General features: G+C 71.3%; 4 protein-coding genes and 1 pseudogene. 4 read left to right on the top strand and 1 reads right to left on the bottom strand.

Going from position 1 to position 4,183, the window contains the following annotated elements; genetic code table 11:
• The first annotated feature begins 140 nt into the window (after positions 1-140).
• Genes deoC through CCN29_RS28420 form a run of 3 tightly spaced genes read left to right on the top strand, consistent with a single transcriptional unit; the run spans position 141 to position 3,416 of the window.
• Entirely contained in the window at positions 141-1,094 is a 954-nt protein-coding gene (deoC, locus tag CCN29_RS28430) for a deoxyribose-phosphate aldolase (protein ID WP_086685446.1), read from the top strand.
• A gap of 5 nt (positions 1,095-1,099) precedes the next feature.
• On the top strand, positions 1,100-2,536 hold the full coding sequence (locus tag CCN29_RS28425; RefSeq protein ID WP_031017111.1) for an aldehyde dehydrogenase family protein: 1,437 nt from the start codon (positions 1,100-1,102) through the stop codon (positions 2,534-2,536).
• Positions 2,529-3,416 carry an aldehyde dehydrogenase family protein gene (locus CCN29_RS28420; RefSeq protein ID WP_086685444.1) on the top strand — a complete coding sequence of 296 codons (888 nt, stop codon included), beginning with the start codon at positions 2,529-2,531 and terminating at the stop codon, positions 3,414-3,416. The genes CCN29_RS28425 and CCN29_RS28420 overlap by 8 nt, the downstream gene beginning before the upstream one ends.
• Positions 3,417-3,499: 83 nt before the next feature.
• Here CCN29_RS28420 and CCN29_RS28415 read toward each other — a convergent pair whose 3' ends face one another.
• Positions 3,500-3,838, bottom strand: coding sequence for a hypothetical protein (locus CCN29_RS28415; protein WP_031017116.1), 339 nt, complete (start codon positions 3,836-3,838; stop codon positions 3,500-3,502).
• Positions 3,839-3,897: 59 nt separating this feature from the next.
• Here CCN29_RS28415 and CCN29_RS28410 point away from each other — a divergent pair.
• Positions 3,898-4,183, top strand: a pseudogene (locus tag CCN29_RS28410) (uridine kinase); the annotation flags it as partial.

The raw sequence follows: 4,183 nt of genomic DNA, 5'->3' as shown, positions 1-4,183 counted from the left end.
CGGGCTGCCCGGCGTCGACGCCGAAGCCGCGCCTCTCTCCCGTCCCTCTCACCAACCCCACCCCCCTCCCCCGCCGCAGCCCCGGATCCGATCCGGGGCTGTACAGCCGCTACGCGCGTAGATATGCTCGTCTGGTGACCATGCCCACCACTGCACCCCATGCTCTCAGCGACGTCACCGCGTCCGACGGCACGCTGCGCCGCTTCCTCCACGGGCTGCCCGGCGTCGACGCGGTCGGCCTGGAGGCGCGCGCCGCCTCCCTCGGCACCCGCTCGATCAAGACGACCGCGAAGGCGTATGCCATCGACCTCGCCATCTCGATGGTCGACCTGACGACGCTGGAAGGCGCGGACACCCCGGGCAAGGTCCGGGCGCTCGGCGCGAAGGCGGTCCGCCCCGACCCGACCGACCGCTCGGCGCCGCCCACGGCCGCGGTCTGCGTCTACCCCGACATGGTGGCCACGGCGAAGGAGGCCGTCGCCGGTTCGACCGTCAAGGTCGCCTCCGTCGCCACCGCCTTCCCGGCGGGCCGCGCCCCGATCGCCGTGAAGCTGGCGGACGTCCGTGAGGCCGTCGCCGCCGGCGCGGACGAGATCGACATGGTCATCGACCGCGGCGCGTTCCTCGCGGGGAACTACCTGAAGGTGTACGACGAGATCACCGCCGTGAAGGAGGCCTGCGGGACGGACGCCCGCCTGAAGGTCATCTTCGAGACGGGCGAGCTGTCGACGTACGACAACATCCGCCGCGCCAGCTGGCTCGGCATGCTCGCCGGGGCGGACTTCATCAAGACGTCGACCGGCAAGGTCGCCGTCAACGCGACCCCCGCGAACACCCTGCTGATGCTGGAGGCGGTCCGCGACTTCCGCGCCCAGACGGGCGTCCAGGTCGGCGTGAAGCCGGCCGGCGGCATCCGCACGTCGAAGGACGCCATCAAGTTCCTGGTCCTGGTCAACGAGACCGCGGGCGAGGACTGGCTGGACAACCACTGGTTCCGCTTCGGCGCCTCCTCGCTGCTGAACGACCTGCTGCTGCAGCGCCAGAAGCTGGCCACCGGCCGCTACTCCGGCCCCGACTACGTGACGGTGGACTGATCACCATGGCACCTGTTTTCGACTACGCCCCGGCGCCCGAGTCCCGCTCGGTCGTCGACATCGCCCCGTCCTACGGCCTCTTCATCGACGGGGAGTTCACCGACGCGGCCGGCGGCAAGGTCTTCAAGACCGTCTCCCCCGCCACCGAGGAGGTGCTCTCCGAGGTCGCCGAGGCGTCCGAGGAGGACGTCGACCGTGCGGTGCGGGCCGCCCGCAAGGCCTTCGAGAAGTGGTCCGCGCTCCCCGGCTCGGAGCGCGCGAAGTACCTCTTCCGCATCGCCCGCATCATCCAGGAGCGCAGCCGCGAGCTCGCGGTCCTCGAGACCCTGGACAACGGGAAGCCGATCCGGGAGACCCGCGACGCGGACCTCCCGCTGGTCGCCGCGCACTTCTTCTACTACGCGGGCTGGGCCGACAAGCTGGAGCACGCCGGTTACGGCGCGGACCCGAAGCCGCTGGGCGTCGCGGGCCAGGTCATTCCCTGGAACTTCCCGCTCCTGATGCTGGCCTGGAAGATCGCCCCGGCCCTCGCGACCGGCAACACGGTCGTCCTGAAGCCCGCCGAGACCACCCCGCTCTCCGCCCTCTTCTTCGCGGACATCTGCCGCCAGGCCGGTCTGCCGAAGGGTGTCGTCAACATCGTCACCGGTGACGGCCGCGCCGGGGCCGCGCTGGTCGCCCACCCGGACGTGAACAAGGTCGCCTTCACCGGTTCGACCGCCGTCGGCAAGGAGATCGCGCGCACGGTCGCGGGCACCCGCAAGAAGCTCACGCTCGAACTGGGCGGCAAGGGCGCGAACATCGTCTTCGACGACGCGCCGATCGACCAGGCCGTCGAGGGCATCGTCAACGGCATCTTCTTCAACCAGGGCCAGGTCTGCTGCGCGGGCTCGCGCCTGCTGGTCCAGGAGTCGATCCACGACGAGCTGCTGGACTCCCTCAAGCGCCGCCTGTCCACGCTCCGCCTCGGCGACCCGCTGGACAAGAACACCGACATCGGCGCGATCAACTCCGCCGAGCAGCTGGCCCGTATCTCCGCGCTCGCGGAGCAGGGCGAGGCGGAGGGCGCCGAGCGCTGGTCCCCGGCCTGCGAACTCCCGGAGAACGGCTTCTGGTTCGCCCCGACACTGTTCACCAACGTCACCCAGGCGCACACGATCGCCCGCGACGAGATCTTCGGCCCGGTCCTGTCCGTCCTGACGTTCCGCACGCCGGACGAGGCGGTCGCCAAGGCCAACAACACCCCGTACGGCCTGTCGGCGGGCATCTGGACGGAGAAGGGCTCGCGCATCCTCGCGGTCGCGAACAAGCTCCGCGCGGGTGTGATCTGGTCCAACACGTTCAACAAGTTCGACCCGACCTCGCCGTTCGGCGGCTACAAGGAGTCGGGCTTCGGCCGCGAGGGCGGTCGCCACGGCCTGGAGGCGTACCTCGATGTCTGACCGCCTGTCTGTCTTCAAGACCTACAAGCTGTACGTCGGCGGGAAGTTCCCGCGTTCCGAGAGCGGCCGGGTGTACGAGGTGACTGACGCCAAGGGCAAGTGGCTGGCCAACGCACCGCGGGCGTCCCGCAAGGACGCCCGTGACGCGGTGGTCGCGGCGCGCAAGGCGTTCGGCGCCTGGTCCGGCGCGACGGCGTACAACCGCGGCCAGATCCTGTACCGGATCGCGGAGATGCTGGAGGGCCGCCGGGAGCAGTACGTCCGGGAGGTCGCCGAGGCCGAGGGCCTGTCGAAGTCCAAGGCGGCGGCGCAGGTGGACGCGGCGATCGACCGCTGGGTCTGGTACGCCGGCTGGACCGACAAGATCGCCCAGGTGGTCGGTGGCGGCAACCCGGTCGCGGGCCCGTTCTTCAACCTGTCCTCGCCCGAACCGACGGGCGTGGTCGTCGTCCTGGCCCCGCAGGAGTCGTCGTTCCTGGGCCTGGTGTCCGTCCTGGCCCCGGTGATCGCGACGGGCAACACGGCGATTGTGATCGCCTCGGAGACGTCGCCCCTGCCCGCCCTCTCCCTCGGCGAGGTGCTGGCCACGTCCGACCTGCCCGGCGGTGTGGTCAACATCCTCTCCGGCCGTACGGCGGAGATCGCCGCGCCGCTCGCCTCGCACCAGGACGTCAACGCGATCGACCTCGCGGGCGCGGACGAGGTGCTGGCGAAGGAGCTGGAGATCGCGGCGGCGGACAACCTGAAGCGCGTCCTTCGTCCACAGCCTGTGGACGACTGGTGGGCGGCGCCGGGCACGGACCGTATGACGGCCTTCCTGGAGACCAAGACGGTCTGGCACCCGACCGGCTCGCTGGGCGCGTCCGGCTCGTCCTACTGAGCCGCGCCCCGGCCCTCGCGGCGAAAGCGCCGTGCCCCTCCTCCGTCCGGGAGGGGCACGGCGCTGGCCGTGTCGTCACCGCGTCAGCGCCCGAGCGCCTCCGTGGCGAGTCCCACCCCGGGGATCCCGCCCACCGAGTCCGCCTGGGCGACCGGCCCGGTCACCTCGCGCGAGTCCACCCCGCGGAAGTCGGCGACCTGCGTGGCGACGCCGTTGTCGAGCGGGTCCACGCCCGTGCCCGCCAGCGGGTTGGGCTTGAGGTCCGCGACCGTTCCGACGACCTGGCCGGCATCCTCGGGCAGCACCTGCGCCTCCGCGGCGGACGCGGCCGCCACCCCGACGCCGAGCGCCGCTCCCGCCGTCGCGAGTACCGCCAGGGAGCGCCGGACCGCGGGCGTCCTGGGTGCCTTGTGTCGGGCCATCGCTGTGCCACCTCTTGACTTCGCAGGGTCAACGGTCAGACGCGCAGCGTAGTTGAGATGTGACGCGCGCTTCAAAGTCGGTCCGCCGGGTCGTACGCCACCCGCGCGATGCCTCACACTGGTGTCCCGTGAGTTCCCAGTCGCCCATATCCGCGCGAGTCGTGCTGCTCTGCGGCCCCTCCGGCTCCGGCAAGTCCCTCGTCTCGGCCCGTTCCGGCCTTCCGGTGCTGCGCCTCGACGACTTCTACAAGGAGGGCGACGACCCGACGCTGCCGCTGGTGGCGGGCACCTCCGACATCGACTGGGACGACCCCGCCTCGTGGGACGCGGACACCGCGGTCGACG

Origin of the sequence: Streptomyces pseudogriseolus (assembly GCA_002154585.1) — a bacterium.
Classification (GTDB): domain Bacteria; phylum Actinomycetota; class Actinomycetes; order Streptomycetales; family Streptomycetaceae; genus Streptomyces; species Streptomyces pseudogriseolus.
This window is presented reverse-complemented; position numbering and strand designations above follow the sequence as displayed.

Bases quoted from the DNA above. Each gene is read 5' to 3' on its own strand.
- deoC (WP_086685446.1), top strand. From the start codon at position 141: ATGCCCACCACTGCACCCCATGCTCTCAGCGACGTCACCGCGTCCGAC.
- CCN29_RS28425 (WP_031017111.1), top strand. From the start codon at position 1,100: ATGGCACCTGTTTTCGACTACGCCCCGGCGCCCGAGTCCCGCTCGGTC.
- CCN29_RS28420 (WP_086685444.1), top strand. From the start codon at position 2,529: ATGTCTGACCGCCTGTCTGTCTTCAAGACCTACAAGCTGTACGTCGGC.
- CCN29_RS28415 (WP_031017116.1), bottom strand. From the start codon at position 3,838: ATGGCCCGACACAAGGCACCCAGGACGCCCGCGGTCCGGCGCTCCCTG.